Origin of the sequence: Streptomyces buecherae, assembly GCF_014295035.1 — a bacterium.
Lineage (GTDB): Bacteria > Actinomycetota > Actinomycetes > Streptomycetales > Streptomycetaceae > Streptomyces > Streptomyces youssoufiensis.
Genome location: NZ_CP060404.1, coordinates 1,970,944 through 1,989,661 on the forward strand (window position 1 = coordinate 1,970,944; position 18,718 = coordinate 1,989,661).

Genomic DNA, 18,718 nt, shown 5'->3' on the forward strand with positions numbered 1-18,718 from the left:
GCAACGCCGTAGTGTCACACCTCGGGACGCAACATCGGCGGGTTCAGGAGGGTCGCACCGCCGGCCCTGAACAGTTGCGCGGGCCGACCACCCTGGCGCGTCGTCGTGCCCCCGGTGGGTACGAGAAACCCTGGCGTACCGGTGACCTTGCGGTGGAAGTTGCGCGGGTCGAGCGCCACACCCCACACCGCCTCGTACACGCGGCGCAGCTCGCCGACGGTGAACTCGCGCGGGCAGAACGCGGTGGCGAGCGAGGAGTACTCGATCTTCGAACGCGCTCGCTCCACGCCGTCCGCGAGAATCCGAGCGTGGTCGAAGGCGAGCGGCTCGCCATGCCCGGCCTCGCGCCCGAACGTGTCCTCCTGTCTGAGCAACGACTCGACGGGAGCCCAGCGCGCGCTGTGCGCGTCGCCGCCCGCCCGAGGAGCCGGGAGGTCGGGAGCGAGCGCCAGGTGCGCCACGCTGACCACACGCATCCGAGGGTCGCGCTTGGGGTCACCGTAGGTGGCCAACTGCTCCAGATGCGCGGCGTTCGGCGGCGCGGGGTGTGTCGGGTCGTGGGCGAGGAGGCCGGTTTCCTCGGTGAGCTCGCGCGCGGCGGCGGCTGACAGATCCTCATCTCCGCGAACGAACCCGCCCGGTAGGGCCCAACGCCCCTGGTGCGGCTGCTCGCCACGGCGGACGACGAGTGCGCAGAGCGCGTGCTGTCGCACGGTGAGCACGACCAGATCGACAGTGACGGCGAAGGGCGGAAAGGCCGACGGGTCGTAGGGCATGGGGGGATCATAGTCGTCTGCCTGACGATAAAAAGGCCGCTGCATTGTCTTGGCACAACCCACCGAGCGAGCGCGCGCAACATCGCCACCACCCACGCCGCCACGCATCGTCGCTCACTCACGGAGGTCTCCCAACTGCCGTTCCACCACTGCCGGCTGCCCTGCTCCCCGACCAGGTCCCCTCTCGCCCGCATCCCGCCCCTCGCTGCTCAATCAGGGCGCTCGACTCACGGCCGCCAAGCCCCGCCGCGCGGCTTGTGCGGCGCGCGACACCGGCGCGGTCGCCCGATCAGGCGATGCGTCGACGCCCTCCTCGCGTGACGCGTGGAGATGCCGGCACCTGCCGCCAGACGACGGGGGCGCCGGACCGGGCCCTCGAAGCGTCACGGAGGCCCTCAGCTCTGCCACGAGCGGCGAGCGGCGAGCGGCGAGCGGCGAGCGGCGAGCGGCGAGCGGCGAGCCCAGCATGCGCCCCCCTTCGGCTCAACCTGTGTCCGCGTAGACGATCCGCCTGATCGACACGGAACGGCTCAGAGGCGGTCGCGCTGCGCGCGGCGCTTGTCACGGTCGTGGTGTGGTCGACCTGGCGAGGCGCCTGCCGCGGGCCGAGGCGAGGTCCATCGCTCCCGCCCCTGCCGCTCGCGGCGACGTATTGGTTCTCTACGGGACGGGCTCAGGCGCTCCGCGAGGTAGGCGCCGGCCACGTCCCCAACCCCAGGGCAATACAGCTAGCTCGTGCCGTTGGTGTCGCGCGGCCCGCCGTGGCGGCGCACCCGGGGCCTACCCGCTGGCCCACGGGTCTCCCCCACATCGCGTCGCGTAGCGGGGCGGCTTCCCCTGGCAGGCCGCGACGATGCGCTACGACGTCGCTGACGGGGCACCGTCGGCCGGAGGGCCGATGTCGGTGTGGTCGCCTCTTGGTCTCCGGGAGACCTGGTCGCGAGAGGAGTGGCGCCCTGCTCGCATGTCTGCCCGCTCGCCGTCGCGGCCTGGGCGTCCCGCTTCGATGTCTTGGGATCGGGCTTCTGGAGGCTCACGCACTGCGCCACGGATCGCGGACCGCTCCGCCGTGGCCGAGCCTGCCGGTCCTTCCGCGCGTCGATCCGGCGCAGCTCCTCCCGGACCGCGCTTCGCAGTGCGCCGTCCGCCGAGCGTCCCGCCTGCTCCTCTCGTAGCGACCGGCGGAGCAGCTCGGGGTCGATCCCCTCGTTGCACGCCTGGTGCAACAGCCGGGCGAAGACGTAGTCGGGATCGGCGTGCAGGGCTCGGCTGAGAGCGACCCGGGCCTCGGGCTCGTCCCCCAGCGACCAGGCGACCCAGCCCGCCAGGGTGAGCGGCGCGGCAGCGTGCTCCGCGTAGGCGCCCACGCAACGACGCGCGAGGGCTCGCCACAGCCGCAGTGCGGGCTCCGCCTCCGGCCCCTCCATCCACTCCGCGGCTCGGTCGCGCGTGACGCGGTCTTGCAGGCCGAGGATCATCTCGGCCGCCTCGTCCTGTGCGAGAAGGTCGTCATCGCGGTCGTCCGCCGCCGCACGTCCGGAGACCGGGTCCGCCTCTTTGAAGCGCTTGAGCGCCCCTGCCGCCAGGTCCAGCGTTCGCCCGCGCACGGCGAGGGCGGAGTCTCCGAGCATTTTGGAGACGAGGGTGCCTGCGGCAGCGTCCAGCGCCCGCTCCTGCTCGGGTAGGCGTGTGGTGGGCAGTGGCGTCAGCCGGGCCTCCATTTGTCGTAGCGAGCCACGGACCTGGATTCCTGCGTAGGTGGCGGCGGCAGCCATCGCAGACGTGCCGGGCATGACGAGCGGCGTCCCCTCGTGAGGGCAGCAACGCTCGCCAGGGCAGCAGTACGACCAGAAGGTCCCCGCGGAGATGCAGAGTGCCTCCAGAACGGGGGCCTCCAGCTTTCCGCACGCCACACGCAGCCGCTGGACGAGTGGGCGGAGCCGTTCCATCACCTGGCGTCCGCTGTCCCCCTGCTCAGGGTCCTGGCAGACGAAGATGATGACGCCCGTGACCTGGTGGCCTCGTCCACGGCAGCCGGTGATCAGGCAGTCGGCGAGCTGGTCGCACATGTCCGGCCAGTCCTCGGGGATGGCCGGAATGCCCAGGCGCAGCCTGCCCCCGAAGCGTCCCTTCTCACCGTGTAGCGCGATCATGACCACGCTGTCAGTGGGATAGAAGCCCATGAGGTACGGAAGGGCGTCAGCGAGCTCCGCCGGGCTACGGAGAGTGACTTGCTCCAGGTCAGAGGCGAGCGAGGGATGACGCGAGGGTGAGGAGTCGGAGGAGCCGGCAGGACCGAAGGGTTCGTTGCGGTTCGTCATGGCACGAGAGTCGCGTGGGCGGCAAGATCCCACCAGCCCTGTGGATAACTCGCAGATTGGAAGATTGTCGTACTAATTGAACTTCTAGCGAAGTTATCCACAGGCGGCAGGACTCATTCGCGCGATGTCAGTGGCATCAGGTTGCATGGGGGCATGACCAACGACGAACTCCGCGTCTCAGCCGACCGCGTCCTGGCCCGCCTCGTCGGTGACACGACGGGTACGGCCAGGCTGCGCGAGGACCAGTGGCGAGCCATCGAGGCCCTGGTAGCCGACCACCGCAGGGCACTGGTCGTCCAGCGCACCGGTTGGGGGAAGTCCGCGGTCTACTTCGTGGCGACCGCACTGCTGCGAGAGCGCGGTAGCGGGCCCACAGTGATCGTCTCGCCGCTCCTCGCGCTGATGCGTAACCAGGTCGAGGCCGCCGAGCGCGCGGGGATTCGGGCGCGCACCATCAACTCCGCGAACACCGAGGAATGGGAGACCGTCCAAGAGGAGGTCGCTGCGGGGGCGGTGGACGTCCTCCTCGTGAGCCCTGAGCGCCTCAACAACCCCGACTTCCGTGATCAGGTGCTGCCCAAACTCTCCGCGTCGACGGGTCTGCTCGTCGTCGACGAGGCGCACTGCATCTCCGACTGGGGCCATGACTTCCGCCCCGACTACCGCCGTCTGCGCACCATGCTGGCCGACCTACCACCTGACGTGCCCGTGCTGGCCACCACGGCGACGGCCAACGCCCGCGTCACCGCCGATGTCGCCGAGCAGTTGGGCACGGGAGGCGGGTTGACGCAGACGTTGGTGCTACGGGGTTCGCTGGACCGGGAGAGCCTGAGTCTCGGCGTGCTGAACCTCCCGGACGCGGCACATCGCCTGGCCTGGCTCGCCGACCACCTCGACGAGTTGCCGGGCTCCGGCATCATCTACACCCTCACCGTCGCGGCAGCGGACGAGGTGACCACGTACCTGCGCCGCAGCGGGCACCACGTGGCCTCGTACTCAGGCAAGACGGAGGACGCGGATCGCCGGGCCGCGGAGGCCGACCTCCTGGCGAACCGCGTCAAGGCACTGGTGGCCACGTCCGCGCTCGGCATGGGATTCGACAAACCGGACCTCGGATTCGTGGTGCACCTGGGTTCGCCCGCGTCACCGATCGCCTACTACCAGCAGGTAGGCCGAGCGGGCCGAGGGGTTGAGCACGCCGAGGTGCTTCTGTTGCCGGGCCGCGAGGACGAGGCGATCTGGCGGTACTTCGCTTCCCTGGCCTTCCCCTCCGAGGAGCAGGTGCGCCGCACCCTCGACGTGCTGGCGGCGGCCGACCGCCCGTTGTCCCTGCCCGCCCTGGAACCCCAAGTCGAGCTGCGCCGCTCCCGGTTGGAGACGATGTTGAAGGTGCTCGACGTGGATGGCGCGGTGCGTCGAGTACGCGGAGGCTGGACGTCCACCGGGCAGCCGTGGACGTACGACGCGGAGCGGTACGCCTGGGTGGCGCGACAGCGCGCGGCCGAGCAGGAGGCGATGCGCGCGTACGCGTCCACGACGGAGTGCCGCATGGAGTTTCTACGCCGGCAACTGGACGACGAGACAGCGCAGCCGTGTGGGCGTTGCGACAACTGCGCAGGCGCCAGGTTCTCCGTCGACGTTTCCGCCGCCGCGCTCCAGACGGCACAGGGCGAGCTCGGCCGGCCGGGAGTGGAGGTGGAGCCACGTCGCATGTGGCCCACGGGCCTACCCGCCATCGGGGTCAGCCTCAAGGGCAGGATTCCCGCCGGTGAGCAGGCCGCCCCCGGTCGGGCCCTCGGCCGGTTGTCCGACATCGGATGGGGCAATCGCCTTCGCCCCCTTCTCGCGCCGCAGTCACCGGACGACAAGGTGCCCGACGACGTCGCCAACGCGGTGGTCACCGTGATCGCTGACTGGGCCCGCGGGCCGGGAGGTTGGGCCTCCAACGCTCCCGATGCGCCAAGCCGACCGATAGGCGTGGTCACCGTGGCCTCACGGAGCAGGCCACAGCTCATCCAGTCCCTCGGCGACCGGATCGCGACCGTCGGCCGCATGCCGCTGCTGGGCACCGTCGCCTATCGGGACGACGGGGTCGACACGCGCGTGCCGCGCACCAACAGCGCCCAACGGCTGCGGGCCCTGGACGGCGCGTTGACCGTCCCCCCGGCCCTGGCCCAGGCACTGGCCTCGTCCGATGGCCCGGTACTTCTCGTGGACGACTACACGGACACCGGCTGGACCCTCGCGGTCGCGGCTCGACTGCTTCGCCAAGCCGGCGCGCAAGCGGTGTTTCCGCTGGTTCTCGCGGTGCAGGGGTGACGCATGGCGCGCCGAGCGGCGCGTCAGCCAGAAACATGAGGGGCATATAGCTAGATAGCGGTCACTGAACGCGGCTGTTCGTTGCCGCCGTTCACCGTGACCGCGAGAATTGAACTGGCTCTTCGGTCGTGGCGTCCCCAGGGCTGGGTGCTGCCGTGTGAACCATGCTCGCCGCCCGGCCCGGGCACACAACGAAGGGAGGACCGTGGCCTTCGGCTTCGCCCCGCCCCCCGCGTCCGACCCCTCCCACCGGCTGGGACGCATACTCGAATCCTCCGAGTGGGCTGCCGCCGGCATCCCCCTACTCTCCAACCCTCGCGAGCTGGTCAGCGGCCTGTACGCCCGGCACGCACCCACGTTGTCCACCGCGGTCGTGGGCGTACTACAGCAGGACGGGCGGCTGGCGGCCAGTGCTTCGTTCCGCCAGCGCGCCGACGTCGCGGATGGCTGGGAGTTGCGTAACGGGCTGCTGGCACGGCTACGCCGGATCATCCCGCACGACCTGCGACTGCGGAGCCCGGCACGTACGGCGGTCCTGATGTACTGCCGCGGCGGGGACGGCGGCTGGACGGAAGAGGACGGGGCCTGGATGTGGGGGCTGCGGGACGCGTGCACCCTGCACGGCCTGCGCTGCGGTGCCTACATCACGATGACGCCTCACGGCTGGCAGGTGCTGGGCGACGGGCGCGGGGGACGACGTCCGTACGTGGGCTCGCCAGTTGACAAGCTCATACCGGAGGAGCCGGAGACGCCGAGCAACGTCGCCCCTCCCCGCGGAACGGGCGGCGCCTCCACCGAAAACCTGCGGCCGACGGCGGCGTGCTGACCGCCCCGCGGGCGGGGCTGTCACACGTGTTGCTCATGGGGCAACTCGGCTGCTACGCCCCTGCCGACCACCCTGAGCGCGAAACGCGGACACAGCCGGAGGGAACGCCGTTAGCCGGGCGCCCTCGGTGAGAGGGCGCCCGGCTCGGGTACGTATGTCGGCCAGCGTCGCGGGCTGGACCAGTGTCGCGGGCCGCTGGAGGCTAGACGCTCGCGGTCAGCATGGTGTTGATCCGCTGCGGGTCACCGCAGACGATGAGCAGCACGCCGGCGCGAGCCATCGCCTGAGGCAGCAGCCGGGCCACGTCTGTGTCCGCGCCGCCGTTGACGGCCACGACCACCACCGGGCGTCCGGTGGCCCGGCCCGCGTCGGCGGCGGCGTAGAAGACGTCGTCGCTCGCGTCGTGCTGGGCCCAGTACGACGCCTCACCGAAGGACAGTTCGTGCGCGGCCCACGGATGCGGGTCTCCCGTCGTGAGCACCAGCACATCGCCAGGCGCGCGACCGGATTCCAGCAGCAGATCGACGGCCTCGTCCGCAGCGTCCAGCGCGCCCTGCTCAGAGGCGGGGATGAGCTGGAGTTGCGTCTTGGCCGACGTCTTGGACGGGACGAGGGGAACGGCAGGCGTGGGCCGCGCGGCATCCGCTGGCGTGCGCTGGGCCGGGGCCGCCGGCCCGCGCTTCGGTCCGGGGCGGCCAGGCCGCATCGGAACGGGCCGGGGACCGGGAACAGGACGAGGGGTCGACGCGGCATGGCCGGAGGCCGGCGCTACGCGGGGACCCGGGACACTCTCGTGAATCTGAGGCTCCTCGGGGATGAGAGGCATATGTGATGTCTATCAAACGCCGACGCGGAGCGCGTCGGCGGGTGGCTAGTTGGGGCGACTCAGGCCCCGGTGAAGTCGAAGCCGAGTTGGCCTTCGCTCTCCAAGACGATGACGTCCGGGGCGATTCGGGGCCGCTTGAGGTGCTGCCAGCGCGGCAGTGAATCGAGGTACGCCCACGACAGTCGGTGATGCGGGGTAGGGCCCAGTTCCTCCAGGGCTGCGCGGTGCACGGGCGACGGATAGCCCACGTTGTCCTCGAAGGAGAACTCCGAGCACCCCGCGCCCAATTCCGCCATCATCGCGTCTCGTTGCACCTTGGCCAGTACGGAGGCGGCGGCCACGGCGATGCACGACTGGTCGCCCTTGATTACCGTCCGCACCCGCCAGGGGGCGCCGAGGTAGTCATGCTTGCCGTCGAGGATCACCGCGTCGGGTCGCACCGGCAGTGCGTCCAGGGCGCGGGTAGCGGCCAAGCGGAGCGCCTCCGTCATGCCCAGCTTGTCGATCTCCTCCGGCGAGGAGTGGCCGAGGCCGTGAGCCGTGACCCACGTCGTCAGCTCCGCAGCGAGGGCCGTGCGGCGCTCGCGCGTGAGCAGCTTCGAGTCGGTCAGCCCGGCGGGCGGGCGCCGCAGCCCGGTGACTGCGGCGCAGACCGTGACCGGGCCAGCCCATGCACCACGGCCGACCTCATCGACTCCGGCGACGATCTTGGCTCCGGTCGTGGCGCGTAGCGAGCGCTCGACGGTGTGAGTGGGCGGTTCGTAGGGCATGGCGATGCTAAGACTACGCCGCCCGGATGAGGGGTTGCGCACCCGGAGACGTTTCAGCGCTATGTGACTCGTGATCTCCGCCATGCACGGCACGTGTCAGCAGTCGGGGCGCCTGCGAGCGGTGCGCCGTCAGGGCGTACGCGGCGTCAACGGCGGTGGCGTCAGCGGGTACGTGAGCGTGGTCGATCACTTCTCGCGGGGTGGGGGGCCGTCCCATGTGCCGAAGTCGAGCACCTTGCTACCGGTTGGTCCGGCGCGCGATTTGCCCCCACCACCTCTGGCGAGCGGTCCCGGATGTTCACTGCCCTGTCCCGCCTCCGCCGGTTTCTCATCTCATCGCGGGGCGGCCATCGCGGCCTGAGCGGCCTCGCGCTTCGGCGCCCGAGGCCGGACATTCGCGCTGGGTGCGCAGTCGCGTGCGCACCGCAGTGGGGGGGATGTAGTCCCCCTCGCGCGACCGCGGACGCTTGGTCCTCACCCGGCCGGTCGGCGCGTGCGTCGGCAGGCTCCGCGGCGCGCTGGACCGGGATCTTGGCCTCGGAGCATCGTCAGGACCGGCCTGGCGGAAGGGGCGACTCCCGCTCAGTGCGGCTGGCCCGGCAGCCAGTCGGGGAGCGCCTCCGTACGGTCCTGCCACTCGGCCGGCGGAGCGCCCGCCGGGCTGGCAGCGAGGACGCCGCCGACGATGGCGCAGGTGGTGTCCACATCGCCGCCTGCCTGCGCGGTTACCCAGAACGCCCGCTCGAAGGAGGCGAGGTTTCCGGCTGCGGCCCACAGCGCGAAGGGCACGGTGTCGTGCGCGCTGGTACGGCGACCGCAGCCGAGGACGGCGGCGACGGTGACCGGGTCGGCGAAGTCGAGCATGTCGCGGGCGCGACGCAGCCCGGCCTGAACCGCACTGCGCGGTACCAGCGCCACCACGTCGTCCAGCAGTCGCGCGGGGTCGCCCGGCCCGCCGGGGGCGGCGACCAGGGCGGCTGCTGCCGCCACCGCCATGGCCCCGGCTACCGCCTCGCGATGCTGGTGCGTGGTGTAGGCGGAGATCTCCGCCTGGTGCGTCGCCTGCTCGGCGTCGCCCGCGTACCAGGCGCCCAGTGGGGCGATCCGCATCGCGGCGCCGTTGCCCCACGAGCCCTGGCCGTTGAAGAGCGCCGCGGCCAGTTCCCGCCAGTCGGCCCCCTCCCTCACCAGCCTCAGCATCCGGTTCACCGCGGGCCCGTACCCGCGGTCGAAGTCGTGGTGCTCGGCGAAAGAGGTGGCGAGCGCGTCCTGGTCGATGCGACCGTGCGTGGCCAACACGGCGAGCACCGAGCACGCCATCTCGGTGTCGTCGGTCCACTGCCAGGAGCCGGGAGGCAGTGCGCGTGCTTGCAGGCGGGCGTAGTTGGCGGGAACGAAGAACTGGGAGCCAAGGGCATCGCCCACGGCCAGACCACGCAGGCTCGCGTGGGCGCGTTGAAAGCGGTCAGCGGTCATCGCAGCGAACTCTAACCGGTAGTGGATACGGTTCCGGGGTGCACCAGCGCTCGAACGGTCGGTCCAATCGGTAGCGGCCGTCGTCTCCGAGCAGCAAGGTGCGATATTCGGCGTTACCCGGGTTGGAGAGCGACTCGAATTCCGCGACGCTCCAGTGGAACCAGCGCATGCAGAACAAGCGCATGGTCAGACCGTGGGTCACGAGCAGGACGTTCCGTGGGTGGTCGGGGTCCTCGAAGCTGCGCCACAGGCTTTCCAGAAAGGCACCCACCCGGTCGTAGACGTCCGCGCCGGACTCTCCCTGTGCGAAGCGGTAGAAGAAATGGCCGTACGCGTCGCGGTACGCCTTCTGCTTGCGCACGTCCTCACGGTCCTGCCAGTTTCCCCAGTCCTGCTCGCGTAGCCGCGGCTCCTCCCGGACCCGGGTACGCGAGGGATCCAGGCCCAGCAGGTGGAACGTCTCATGGGTGCGGCGGTAGGGGGAGACGTAGGCAGAGATCGGTTCGTCTCCGAAGGTGCTCCGTAGCGCGTCGCCCGCTTCGACGGCCTGCCGTTGCCCGCTTGGTGTCAGGGCCAGCGCATGATCGGGCTCCCTTTCGTAGACGGTGTCGTCGACGTTTCCCTCGGACTCGCCGTGGCGGATGAGGACGATGCGCTGAGGTCGTGCCATTCGGCCACCCTAGATCGACCGCCGCGTCGCCGCCGTGACACTCACCCGCCTCGCGCAGGCCCAAGGGCACGGGCGGTGATCAGCCGGGGACGAGGCGTCCGCGGCGCAGCTCCCGGTGCTCGCCGGCGAATCGCGCGCGCAGCAACCGATCGTGGGTGACGACGACCAAGGCACCCTGCCACCGGGCCAGGGCAGCCTCCAGCTCTTCGACCAGGCCCAGGGCGAGGTGATTGGTGGGCTCGTCCAGCAGCAGCAGATCCATCGGCCTGGCCAGCAGGCGAGCCAGGGCGAGTCGGCGGCGCTGCCCGACGGAGAGCGAGCCCACCGGGACGTGCAGATCGCGCTCGCGAAACAGTCCGTACGACAGGAGACGCTGGGCGTGCTCATCGGGCCCGTCCGGCAGTCCTCGGCCGAAGACCGCGAGCAGCCGCTCCCGGGGGTTGTCCACCGGTATCTCCTGAGCGAGGTAGCCAATGCGTCCTCGGCGGTGGACCCGGCCGCTGTCGGGCGTCGCCACTCCGGCCATCAGGCGGAGCAGAGTCGTCTTGCCAGCCCCGTTGTCGCCGTGGATCAGCAGTCGCTCTCCGGTCCGGACGGACAGCGCGTGCACCGAGAGCCGGTCCGCGACCCGGACTTCGTCCAGGGTGACCAGTTGGCCGCCGGCGGCCCCCTGCGCGGGTCGGGCAGCGAATCGCAGCACGTCAGGTGGCCTGGGTACCGGGTCGGCCTGGAGCCTTCTCAGCCGCTCCTGGGCGTTGCGCACTCGGCTGGAGACCGATGCCTGGACACGCCCCTTGTCCCGGCCGTAGGCCATCTTGTTGCCGTCCTTTCTCGCCCGGCCAGGAGCGACGCGCGAGGCGGTCGTGGCGGCGAACTCCGACAACTCGGCGGTGTCGGCGCACCATTGCTCGTACGCCGCCTCCCAGCGCTGCCGCGCTGCGGCGCGCTCCGCCACGAAACCCGGGTACCCGCCCCCGTAGCGCACGAGTGCCCGTCGGTCGGCGTCCACTTCCAGGATCGCGGTGGCCACCCGCTCCAGGAACACGCGATCGTGCGAGATGGCGAGCACCGTGCCCGGGTGAGCCCGAAGGGCGTCCTCCAGCCAGGTCAGGGCTGGGGCGTCGAGGTGGTTGGTGGGCTCGTCGAGGAGCATCACCTCGGGAGCCGCGGCGATCAGACAAGCGAGGCCGAGGCGGGCCTGCTCCCCACCGGAGAGCTCGCCGAGCTGTCGCTCGCGGCCGACGTGCGCGAGATTCAGGGCTTGCAGGGCCTTGTCGACGCGCACGTCGGCCTCGTACCCACCGCGGGCCTCGAACGCGGTGAGCAACTCTCCGTACTCCTCCAGGACTTCGCTACGGGCATCGCCGAGGGTGGACTCCAGCACGCGGAGCCTGCGCTCCATGCGTCGCAGCCCCTCCAACGCGCGGTCTATGGCGTCTCCGACCGTGTGGTCCTGGGATAGCTGTGGAGCCTGGGCGAGATACCCGATCTCGCCGTCGGCGATGGTGACGACCTCGCCCTCGTCGGGACGGTCCATGCCGGCGATCAGCCGCAGCAGCGTGGACTTGCCCGCACCGTTCTCCCCCACGATGCCGACGCGCTCCCCCGGCCGCGCGGAGAACGACACGTCGTCGAGGAGCAGTCGATCCCCACGAGAGACGGTGACGCCCCGTAGCGAGATTTGTGTAGGCAAGTGACCCCCAGTTCGCAGTCGTACTGCAAATGCACCTTGAGTTGCGTTACGCTCAGAATGACACGCCCGCCCTTCTAACGCAACGGGAGTTGCACATGACTCGTGACGCCGCCGCCGCACCAGGGACGGTGCGCCCCGGTGGGCGGACGGCCCGCACCCGCGCGGCCGTTCGTGATGCCGTCCTCACCGGTCTCGCCGATCACGGGTATCCGGGTCTGACCGTCGAGTACGTCGCGGAACATTCGGGGGTGCACAAGACCACGCTCTACAGACGCTGGGGCGGTGTCGACGGGCTGCTCGTGGACGCGCTCGACCTCGCGGGGGAGGATTCCTGGTCGCCGCCCGACACGGGAACGCTCGAAGGCGACCTGTGCGCGTTGGCCGATGAGGTGGCGGCGACGTTCGGCGACCGCGCGACGGCTGCCGCGCCCACCGCTTTCATCGCGGCGGCGTTCCAGTCGGAGCGCGCCGCGCAGGGGCTGCGCGACTTCTACCGCGAGCGCTTCGCCCGGTGTGGCCCGCTGATCAGCCGCGCCATAGAGCGCGGCGAGGCTCCACCCGGGACGGACGCGGACGCCGTCGCCCGGGCCGTTTCCGCCCCCCTGTACTTCCGGGTCCTCGTGACTCGTGAGCCGATTGACGCCACGCACGCGCGGCAGAGCGCCCTTGCCGTGTTGGCCGCGATCCAGGCCGGGGCGTATACAGGCGACGCCGGCTCAGCCTCGCCAGCCGACGCGGCGGGCGACCGAAAGGCCGCGACCGCGCAGGCGGCCGATCCACGCGGCGCCGATCCGCAGGGAGACGCCTCCACGGCCGTATCGACAGGAGCGGTGCGCGAACCGGCCGCGTCCGCCGCTGTCCGCGACCGAGCCGCAGACGGCCACGGCGGTGCGGGGCGCTCCGATCACTCAGGCCCAACCGCTGACGAGCACGCCAGGCGGCGAGAGTCGTGAGCCGGGGACCTTCGACTCACGCCCCGTATGGAACGAGGGCGCAGACGACGTGTGCCCGGGCGGCGATGCTGCCTGTCACACGGTCCAGGACGGCTCTATGGCGACCACGTCGCCCGCCAGTGCGGCGATGTCCGTGTCCACTTCGGCCCGGGTGCCGAGCCGTCGCACTCGCTCCTCGCGGTACTTGCCGTGCTCTGCCGCCGAGTTCCACATGGACAGTACGAGGAACTCGTGGCCGGGGGCCTGCCCGAATACGCCCCTGAGCATGCCTGGCGAACCGGCCATCGCCGGGTTCCACACCTTCTCCTGCATCAAGGTGAAGTGCTCGACCCGGTCCGCGTGCACCTGGCAGTGCGCGACCCGCACCACGTCGACATCGCCAAAGCTCGGCTCGAAGCCGACCTTGACGTCGAACTGCCGCTCGAAGAGCAGCACTTGCATGTCCGTGTACGTCCCCGTCTGGCCCGCCGCGAGGCGGTCATGTGCTCGTGCCATGAAGGAGTCGTAGAACGCCCTGCTCTCCCAGAAGCCGAAGACGTGCGCCACCTCCGGGCGCTCACGGCTCCATCCACCGCCCTGCCCACGGAAACCCGGCTCGCCGAGCAACCCCGCCCATTTCCGCTGCCCACGCTCGAACCCGGGACGGTCCGTCACGGAGCAGCGAATCCACTTGACCAGCACCGCGCCATCGTACGGCCCACGCGACCACCACCGTCACGAACCGGAGGCATACCCCTGGACAAGCTTTTCCGCATCGGTGTCGTCCAGTTCGACGCCGAACTCGCTGAGCAGCACCTCAATCAGCTCCTGGGGTGCTACCTCGCGCTCTTCAGTCGTGCCGTCGGGGCGTGCGAGGGACAGTCGCGCGCCGACCAAGCGATGCCGCACGCCGGGGTCGGTCCGCTGGACCACCGGCCGGGAGACGAAGGGAGACCGTTCGTGCGTGGAGATGTAGTAGTTACGGACCTCGTAATCGATCGGGTAGCGCTGCTCCGAGGTGAAGGCGTAGAGGTCGAACCAGCCATCGGAGTGCAGCGATCGCAGCGACCAGACCCCATCGGCCTCACTCGCCAGTCCGAAGGTCCAGTCGCCCTGCCGGTGCTGACCACCGGCGACCCACGGCAGCGGCTCCAGGAGTCCCTCGCCGCCGAAGCCCACGTCCGCGATCCAGTCATCGCCGTCGATCGAGACCCGCAGCAGCATGTGCGTCTCGGCGGTCAGCTTGTCGGTCCCCATCCGCACCCGTGCTCCGAGTCCCGTGACCGAGAAGCCCAACCGTTCCAGTGCGGCGGCGAAGAGCAGGTTCTGCTCGTAGCAGTAACCTCCGCGCCGCTGGCGCACCAGTTTGGCCTGGAGCGCCTCGATGTCCAGCAGGATGGGCCGCCCGAGCACGATCTCCAGGTTCTCGAAGGGGATGGCCGCCACGTGCGCCCGGTGCAGCGCACGCAGCGTGCTCACGTCAGCGGCGAGCTTCGCGCCGGCAACCGCGGACTCACGCTGACCCTCGGCCGCGGGGGTCGACGGCGCGGCCCCGTCCGTGCTGCCGCCGTCGCCCGCCGACGCCGCGAGGCCAATGCGTGCCAGGTACGCGTCCAGGTCCAGCCGGTCGCCGCCCCACGTGGATTCGTTCACGAGCCTGCCCTCTCCCCTGACGCGGCCGTCCGACCTGCGCTTGTCCGATGCACGGTACGCATCTTCCCAAACGTAACCGAGCAGCCAGAAGGCGCACTCTCCTCAGGGGCGGCGGTCGAGAAACGGCGTGGCGGGGGCCGACGCACCGCCGACCCCCGCCATCTCAGACGTAGGCAACCTCAGTCTGGGCGCCGATCGGCACCGCGAGCTGTCCGCGCTGTCGCGCGCTACCGGCGGAGATCGTTTACTCCTGGCGTGTGCTGTTCCCCGATATCCGGTTCTCGATCGGGGAACGCACGCAGCCTGAGCCGCGGCGCCCTGTGGTCGGTGAGCCACCGCATCCGGTTGTCATCCGCCGCGAGACCGGCGCGTGCCGTCCGGGTCCACTCCGCTCGGTCGAGTATTTCGAGGTACGTCGCCCGGATCGCTTCCCGCTGGGTCGCAGAGCACCTCGTGGCTTCGGGAGGCTCCGTCGTCAGGTGCTGAGTGAGCAGCGCGATCGTGAAGTAGCGCTCCGTGGTCGGGCTGAGCGAACCCACATGGCGAGCATGAGCTTCCAGGACCGCCTTCGCATGGGGGTAGCGAGCGAGGGTGAGCCCCATGCCGTCACAGTCGCTCATGCAATGGAGTAGCCGACCGGTGTGGTCGACCATCTCGCTGTCGGTTTCGAGGTCCGCGAGCGCCTCATGGAGTCTGGCGACCGTGGCGACCTCGCCGGCGAAGTATCCGTTGAGGAAGTCGCCGTCGCAGGCCCTGCGGAGCAACCACGATCGGGCGGCCGGGTCGTCGAGTCCGCAGAGAGCTTCGACGACATGGACACGGCCCCAGCCGGTGACTCGCTCGGCGAGCCAGAGCAGGGCCTCGGCCCCTTCCGGCTGGCGCTCGAGAGCGCGCGCCGCCAGTGGCCCGAACTGGTAGGAGAGCAGGCCGATCGTTCGGATCAGCGGGATGTCTTCGGCTGACCCCGCAGCGGCGAGCAGGGCCAGTCCCACGGTGACCGGGCACCGGTCGCTGCCGTGTCGGACCAGCCAGCGGCCCGTATGGCGAACGCGTTCTCTGTCCGCTCGCTCGGCCACGGCGGCGATGTGCTCGTTGGGGAGAATCGGAACGTAGACGTCGTGGAAGGCGTCGGCCAATTCAGCGGGAAGGGAGGAAGCCCGCGCGAAATGCCTGTCGAGAATGAGCGCCGCGCCCGTGCCGGCCGAGTGCCGGCCCTCCCGTGCCCGCAGGCCCCTCCGGCGACGGTGCGACCCGTCGTCGGGGTACGGCTCCCCGTCACGATGCAGCGGCTCCTCGGGAGCCAGTTCATGCAGCCGGAGGGCGTGGTCGAACAGTGTTGTCGGTGATCCGGGCAGTCCCGTCCCGGTCGTCCCGCTCATCGGCGGACGGAGGACTCGTTTCTGTTGATCATGGCCGGGAGAATGCCACGACGGCAGCCGCGGCGACAAGCCCTGCATCTGCCGGCACGTGGCGTCAATCGCACCAGCCGGGCGCCGGGATCGCCGAAGGCGGTGGAGCCGCGAGCCGGCTCCACCGCCATGGACAGGCGACCTACGCCTCAGCGAGGCCCAGGGTCAGCTGCAACCGCTCGTCGAGCCGCAGCCCTCGCACAGGTAGCAGCTCCCCGCGCGGCGCATCTTCGTCCCGCAGGAGAAGCACAGCGGGGCGTCCGCGTTGAGCCCGAGCTGCATCTCCACCAGCTCCGTGGAGTTGTGCGCCTGCTTGGGTGCCGGCACCTCCACCTTGCGCTCGGTCTGCTTCGGGGCGGCGAGCTGACGCGGAGCCGACTGCGCCAGTCCTTCCACGTCCACCTCGTCGTCGCTGGCCTCGTACGAGCCCGTGTCCAGGTGGCGCTGGCGCTCCTCGGCGGAGTGGATGCCGAGCGCCGAGCGGGTCTCGAACGGCAGGAAGTCCAGCGCCAGGCGGCGGAAGATGTAGTCAACGATCGACTGCGCCATCCGCACGTCCGGGTCGTCGGTCATGCCGGCGGGCTCGAAACGCATGTTGGTGAACTTGGAGACGTAGGTCTCCAGCGGCACGCCGTACTGCAGGCCGACCGAGACGGCGATGGAGAAGGCGTCCATCATTCCAGCGAGGGTCGAGCCCTGCTTGGACATCTTGAGGAAGACCTCGCCCAGCCCGTCGTCCGGGTAGGAGTTGGCGGTCATGTAGCCCTCGGCGCCGCCGACCGTGAAGGAGGTCGTGATGCCGGGACGCCCCTTGGGAAGGCGGTTGCGCACCGGGCGGTACTCGACGACCTTCTCCGGCTCCGGCTCGGCCTTGGCCTTCTCTTCCTTCTTCTTCGCCGACAGCGGCTGGCCGACCTTGCAGTTGTCGCGGTAGATCGCCAGCGCCTTCAGGCCGAGCTTCCAGCCCTCGAAGTACACCTCCTCGACCTCTTCGACCGTGGCCGACTCGGGCAGGTTCACGGTCTTGGAGATCGCGCCGGACAGGAACGGCTGGGCCGCCGCCATCATCCGGACGTGCCCCATGGCCGAGATGGCCCGCTCGCCCATCGCGCAGTCGAACACCTCGTAGTGCTCGTGGCGCAGCCCCGGGGCGTCGATGACGTTCCCGTGCTCGGCGATGTAGCTCACGATCGCCTCGACCTGCTCCGGCTGGTAGCCGAGCCGCTTCAGCGCCTTGGGGACCGTGTTGTTCACGATCTGCATGGAGCCGCCGCCGACCAGCTTCTTGAACTTGACCAGCGCCAGGTCGGGCTCGACACCGGTGGTGTCGCAGTCCATCATCAGGCCGATGGTGCCGGTCGGGGCGAGCACCGACGCCTGGGCGTTGCGGAAACCGTTCTTGTCGCCGACCCGGAGGACGTCCTGCCACGCCTCCGTCGCCGCGGCCCACACCGGCGTGTCCAGGTCGTCCACGCGCTTGGCGGCGCCGTTGGCGTCGGAGTGCTGCTTCATGACGCGCTTGTGGGCGTCGGCGTTGCGCGCGTACCCCTCGTACGGACCCACGACCGCGGCCAGCTCCGCGGAGCGGCGGTAGGAGGTGCCGGTCATCAGGGAGGTGATGGCGCCGGCCAGGGCGCGACCGCCGTCGCTGTCGTACGCGTGGCCGGTGGCCATGAGGAGCGCGCCGAGGTTGGCGTAGCCGATGCCGAGCTGGCGGAAGGCCCGTGTCGTCTCGCCGATCTTCTGGGTCGGGAAGTCCGCGAAGCAGATGGAGATGTCCATCGCGGTGATGACGAGCTCGACGACCTTCGCGAAGCGCTCGGCGTCGAAGGACTGGTTGCCCTGGTCGTCGTCGCGCAGGAACTTCATGAGGTTGAGCGAGGCGAGGTTGCACGAGGAGTTGTCCAGGTGCATGTACTCGCTGCACGGGTTGGAGGCGGTGATCCGACCCGACTCCGGGGAGGTGTGCCAGTGGTTGATGGTGTCGTCGTACTGGATGCCGGGGTCGGCGCAGGCCCAGGCGGCCTCCGCCATCTTCCGGAACAACCCCTTGGCGTCGACCTCGTCGATGACCTCGCCGGTCATCCGGGCCCGCAGCCCGAACGAGCTGCCCGCCTCGACGGCGCGCATGAACTCGTCGTTGACCCGCACCGAGTTGTTGGCGTTCTGGTACTGGACGGACGTGATGTCGTCGCCGCCCAGGTCCATGTCGAAGCCGGCGTCCCGCAGCGCGCGGACCTTCTCCTCTTCCTTCACCTTGGTCTCGATGAAGGCTTCGACGTCGGGGTGGTCGACGTCGAGGACGACCATCTTGGCCGCGCGCCGGGTGGCGCCGCCCGACTTGATCGTTCCCGCCGAGGCGTCCGCGCCGCGCATGAACGAGACGGGGCCGGACGCGTTGCCGCCCGAGGAGAGCAGTTCCTTGCTGGAGCGGATGCGGCTGAGGTTCAGGCCCGCGCCGGAACCGCCCTTGAAGATCATCCCCTCCTCCTTGTACCAGTCGAGGATCGACTCCATGGAGTCGTCGACGGAGAGGATGAAGCAGGCGCTGACCTGCTGCGGCTGCTTGGTCCCGACGTTGAACCAGACCGGCGAGTTGAACGAGAACACCTGGTGCAGCAGGGCGTACGTCAGCTCGTGGTCGAAGATCTCGGCGTCGGCCGGGGAGGCGAAGTAGCCGTGGTCCTCACCGGCCTTGCGGTACGTGTGGACCACGCGGTCGATGAGCTGCTTCAGGCTCGACTCGCGGCCAGGAGAGCCGACCGCGCCGCGGAAGTACTTGCTGGTGACGATGTTGACCGCGTTCACCGACCAGAAGTCGGGGAACTCGACGCCACGCTGCTCGAAGTTGACCGAGCCGTCGCGCCAGTTGGTCATGACGACGTCTCGGCGCTCCCACACCACCTCGTCGTACGGGTGCGCCCCGGGGACGGTGTGGACGCGCTCGATACGCAGGCCCTTGCTGGCCTTGCTTCCCTTGGAGCGGGAACCTCGTGCCGGACCGCTCGTCGTCTCTGTCATTCCGCCTCCCTGATACGGGCAAAACG

General features: G+C 70.2%; 13 protein-coding genes and 1 pseudogene. 3 read left to right on the top strand and 11 right to left on the bottom strand.

The features are described from left to right. Positions 1-14 precede the first annotated feature (14 nt). Both H7H31_RS07180 and H7H31_RS07185 read right to left on the bottom strand, forming a co-directional pair. Entirely contained in the window at positions 15-776 is a 762-nt protein-coding gene (locus H7H31_RS07180) for an NUDIX hydrolase (RefSeq protein ID WP_187064381.1), read from the bottom strand. Positions 777-1,504: 728 nt separating this feature from the next. Beyond that, positions 1,505-3,097 (bottom strand): DUF4192 domain-containing protein, encoded by a 1,593-nt coding sequence (locus H7H31_RS07185; protein ID WP_187064382.1) that lies wholly within the window; start codon positions 3,095-3,097, stop codon positions 1,505-1,507. Between the two features lie 153 nt (positions 3,098-3,250). Between H7H31_RS07185 and H7H31_RS07190 the strand changes: the two genes are divergently transcribed. Continuing rightward, entirely contained in the window at positions 3,251-5,416 is a 2,166-nt protein-coding gene (locus tag H7H31_RS07190) for a RecQ family ATP-dependent DNA helicase (RefSeq protein WP_187064383.1), read from the top strand. 205 nt (positions 5,417-5,621) lie between these two features. Then, positions 5,622-6,242 carry a hypothetical protein gene (locus H7H31_RS07195; RefSeq protein ID WP_187064384.1) on the top strand — a complete coding sequence of 207 codons (621 nt, stop codon included), beginning with the start codon at positions 5,622-5,624 and terminating at the stop codon, positions 6,240-6,242. Positions 6,243-6,444: 202 nt separating this feature from the next. Here the strand turns inward: H7H31_RS07195 and H7H31_RS07200 are convergent, their stop codons facing one another. From H7H31_RS07200 to H7H31_RS07220, 5 genes are all read right to left on the bottom strand, one after another. Next, positions 6,445-7,068 carry a hypothetical protein gene (locus H7H31_RS07200; RefSeq protein WP_187064385.1) on the bottom strand — a complete coding sequence of 208 codons (624 nt, stop codon included), beginning with the start codon at positions 7,066-7,068 and terminating at the stop codon, positions 6,445-6,447. A 59-nt stretch (positions 7,069-7,127) separates the two neighbouring features. Next, positions 7,128-7,838 (bottom strand): ribonuclease HII, encoded by a 711-nt coding sequence (locus tag H7H31_RS07205; protein ID WP_187064386.1) that lies wholly within the window; start codon positions 7,836-7,838, stop codon positions 7,128-7,130. Between the two features lie 582 nt (positions 7,839-8,420). Continuing rightward, entirely contained in the window at positions 8,421-9,314 is an 894-nt protein-coding gene (locus H7H31_RS07210) for an ADP-ribosylglycohydrolase family protein (protein WP_187064387.1), read from the bottom strand. Continuing rightward, on the bottom strand, positions 9,304-9,984 hold the full coding sequence (locus H7H31_RS07215) for a histidine phosphatase family protein (protein ID WP_187064388.1): 681 nt from the start codon (positions 9,982-9,984) through the stop codon (positions 9,304-9,306). The genes H7H31_RS07210 and H7H31_RS07215 overlap by 11 nt, the downstream gene beginning before the upstream one ends. A 79-nt stretch (positions 9,985-10,063) precedes the next feature. Beyond that, entirely contained in the window at positions 10,064-11,677 is a 1,614-nt protein-coding gene (locus H7H31_RS07220; protein WP_187064389.1) for an ABC-F family ATP-binding cassette domain-containing protein, read from the bottom strand. A gap of 95 nt (positions 11,678-11,772) precedes the next feature. Here H7H31_RS07220 and H7H31_RS07225 point away from each other — a divergent pair. Beyond that, positions 11,773-12,381 (top strand): annotated as a pseudogene (locus H7H31_RS07225) (TetR/AcrR family transcriptional regulator C-terminal ligand-binding domain-containing protein); the annotation flags it as partial. A 324-nt stretch (positions 12,382-12,705) separates the two neighbouring features. Here the strand turns inward: H7H31_RS07225 and H7H31_RS07230 are convergent. The 4 genes from H7H31_RS07230 to H7H31_RS07245 all read right to left on the bottom strand — a co-directional run bounded on the left by H7H31_RS07230 (position 12,706) and on the right by H7H31_RS07245 (position 18,692). Continuing rightward, positions 12,706-13,311 carry a YdbC family protein gene (locus tag H7H31_RS07230; protein WP_187064390.1) on the bottom strand — a complete coding sequence of 202 codons (606 nt, stop codon included), beginning with the start codon at positions 13,309-13,311 and terminating at the stop codon, positions 12,706-12,708. A gap of 33 nt (positions 13,312-13,344) precedes the next feature. Continuing rightward, positions 13,345-14,262, bottom strand: coding sequence for an arylamine N-acetyltransferase family protein (locus tag H7H31_RS07235; protein WP_187064391.1), 918 nt, complete (start codon positions 14,260-14,262; stop codon positions 13,345-13,347). 227 nt (positions 14,263-14,489) lie between these two features. Further along, positions 14,490-15,641, bottom strand: coding sequence for a hypothetical protein (locus tag H7H31_RS07240; RefSeq protein ID WP_187064392.1), 1,152 nt, complete (start codon positions 15,639-15,641; stop codon positions 14,490-14,492). A gap of 195 nt (positions 15,642-15,836) precedes the next feature. Next, positions 15,837-18,692: a vitamin B12-dependent ribonucleotide reductase gene (locus H7H31_RS07245; RefSeq protein WP_187064393.1), complete on the bottom strand. Its 2,856-nt coding sequence runs from the start codon at positions 18,690-18,692 to the stop codon at positions 15,837-15,839. Between the last annotated feature and the right edge of the window lie 26 nt (positions 18,693-18,718).

Coding starts and splice junctions, on each gene's coding strand:
- H7H31_RS07180 (WP_187064381.1), bottom strand. CDS start 776: ATGCCCTACGACCCGTCGGCCTTTCCGCCCTTCGCCGTCACTGTCGAT.
- H7H31_RS07185 (WP_187064382.1), bottom strand. CDS start 3,097: ATGACGAACCGCAACGAACCCTTCGGTCCTGCCGGCTCCTCCGACTCC.
- H7H31_RS07190 (WP_187064383.1), top strand. CDS start 3,251: ATGACCAACGACGAACTCCGCGTCTCAGCCGACCGCGTCCTGGCCCGC.
- H7H31_RS07200 (WP_187064385.1), bottom strand. CDS start 7,068: ATGCCTCTCATCCCCGAGGAGCCTCAGATTCACGAGAGTGTCCCGGGT.
- H7H31_RS07205 (WP_187064386.1), bottom strand. CDS start 7,838: ATGCCCTACGAACCGCCCACTCACACCGTCGAGCGCTCGCTACGCGCC.
- H7H31_RS07210 (WP_187064387.1), bottom strand. CDS start 9,314: ATGACCGCTGACCGCTTTCAACGCGCCCACGCGAGCCTGCGTGGTCTG.
- H7H31_RS07215 (WP_187064388.1), bottom strand. CDS start 9,984: ATGGCACGACCTCAGCGCATCGTCCTCATCCGCCACGGCGAGTCCGAG.
- H7H31_RS07240 (WP_187064392.1), bottom strand. CDS start 15,641: ATGAGCGGGACGACCGGGACGGGACTGCCCGGATCACCGACAACACTG.
- H7H31_RS07245 (WP_187064393.1), bottom strand. CDS start 18,692: ATGACAGAGACGACGAGCGGTCCGGCACGAGGTTCCCGCTCCAAGGGA.